Below are 2118 nucleotides of genomic sequence, written 5' to 3' on the forward strand. Positions count from 1 at the left end.
TCCCCGGCGGCACGAGCGCCGCGGTGCGGCTTTCGAGCAACCGGCCGATCTGGTCGATCTTCGCGAGCAGCGCCTGCGGCGACGCGTCCGTCGACAGCCCGAGCGCGAGCGTCGGCGTGTCGACCGCGTCGAGCGCGCCGGCGCCCATCGCTTCGTAGACCGACGACGTGTTCGCGCTGACGCTCGCCGTCACGACCAGAATCGCGCACGGCGCGCGCGCCATGATCCGGCGCGTCGCGGCCACGCCGTCGACCCTCGGCATCACGAGATCCATCAGCACGAGATCGGGCGGATGCGCGACGCAGAAATCCACCGCCTCGTCGCCGTCGGTCGCGACCCACAGCACACGGTGGTCCGTGCGCAGCGCGAGCACGCGGCGCAGCGCCTCCACGGCGAGCGGCAAGTCGTTGACGATGCCGATGTTCATCCGCGCGCGTCCCCGATCAGGTCGTGCACCGCGTCGAGCAACGCCTCGTCGTGGAAGCTGCTCTTCGCGAGGTAGTAGTCGGCGCCCGCATCGAGCCCGCGGCGGCGATCCTCGTCGCGATCCTTGTACGACACGATCATCACCGGCAGGCGCTTGAGCATCGGATCGCCCTTGATCAGCGTGACGAGCTCGATGCCGTCCATGCGCGGCATGTCGACGTCCGTGACGACCAGATCGAACGCATCGCTGCGCACCGCGTTCCAGCCTTCCATCCCGTCGACCGCGACCGTCACGTCGTAGCCGCGCTTTTCCAGCAGCTTGCGTTCGAGCTCGCGCACCGTCAGCGAATCGTCGACGACGAGCACGCGGCGGCGCCGGTCGGCGAGCGCGAGTTGCGGATCACGCGTGAGCCGCGCGAGCTGCCCGCCGCGCACGAGCTTGTCGACCGAGCGGATCAGGTCCTCGACGTCGACGATCAGCACCGGGTCGCCGTTCTCGAGCAGCGCGCCGGCCGCGATGTTCTGGATCTTGTGCAGGCGGCTGTCGAGCGGCTGCACGACGAGCATCCGCTCGCCGAGGAAGCGGTCGACCGCGACGCCGTACAGTTCGGGCTCGCCGCCGACCACCACCACCGCCGTGCTCGTGCGCGCGACGTCGGGCTCCCCCGCATCGAGCAACTGGTGCGCGGCGACGAGGCCCGCGCGCCGGCCGTCGAACGGGAAATGCGGCTGCCCTTCGAGCACGTCGATATCGTCGTGCGCGAGTTCGAGCGTGCGGCGCACGTGCGCGAGCGGGAACGCATACGGCTCGCCGCCCACTTCGACGAGCAGGCTGCGGATCACCGACAGCGTGAGCGGCAACTGCAGCACGAAGCGCATGCCCGCGCCCGGTTCGTTGAAGATCCGCACCGCGCCGCGCACGCCGCGCACCATCTCCTGCACCGCGTCGAGCCCGACGCCGCGGCCCGACACGTCGGTCACCGCATCGCGCATCGAGAAACCCGGCAGCAGCAGGAATTCGAGCAATTCGGGATCGGACAGCCGCGCGGCCGTCTCGTCGTCGGTCAGGCGCTGGCGCACGACGGCCGCGCGCAGCGCGTCCATGTCGACGCCCGGGCCGTCGTCGATCACGCTGACCAGCAGCGAGCCGGCGCTGTGACGCGCCTCCAGCGTCACGCTCGCCTCGGCCGGCTTGCCGCGCGCGCGCCGTGCGTCCGGCGAATCGACGCCGTGATCGATCGCGTTGCGCAGCAGGTGGCCGAGCGGCGCGTCGAGCAGGTCGAGGATGTCGCGATCGACCTGCGTGCCCTCGCCGACGATCGAGAAACGCACCTGCTTGCCGAGCGAGCGCGCGAGATCGCGGACGATGCGCGGGTACGCGCGCGTCGCGTCGCCGAACGGCCGCATCCGGCACTGCAGCGCCTCGTCGTAAAGCTGCTCGGCGATATGCGTGCTGCGCCGCTCGAAGCGGTCGAATTCGTCCATGCGCTCGGCGAGCGAACGCTGCAGGTCGTTGAGCATGTGCCGCACTTCGTTCATCGACGCGAGCATGCCTGCGTCGAGATCGTCGGCGAATTGTTCGTACATCAAATCGAGCGAGCGGGCCGCGTCACGCTGGGCACGCTTCACGCGCAGCATCGATTCGGCGAACGGCTTGAGCCAGCGCGATTCGACCAGCGATTCGCCGGACAG

2 protein-coding genes are annotated in these 2118 nt (G+C 70.1%); both read right to left on the reverse strand.

The window, feature by feature from the left end; genetic code table 11:
• On the reverse strand, nt 1-427 hold a 427-nt coding region (locus G3O00_RS42010), incomplete at its 3' end, for a response regulator (protein WP_206146528.1).
• A partial coding sequence (locus G3O00_RS42015) for a response regulator (protein WP_206146529.1) occupies nt 424-2118 on the reverse strand: 1695 nt, incomplete at its 5' end. The genes G3O00_RS42015 and G3O00_RS42010, both read right to left, overlap by 4 nt.

Source organism: Burkholderia sp. Ac-20384, assembly GCF_017104605.1.
Classification (GTDB): domain Bacteria; phylum Pseudomonadota; class Gammaproteobacteria; order Burkholderiales; family Burkholderiaceae; genus Burkholderia; species Burkholderia lata.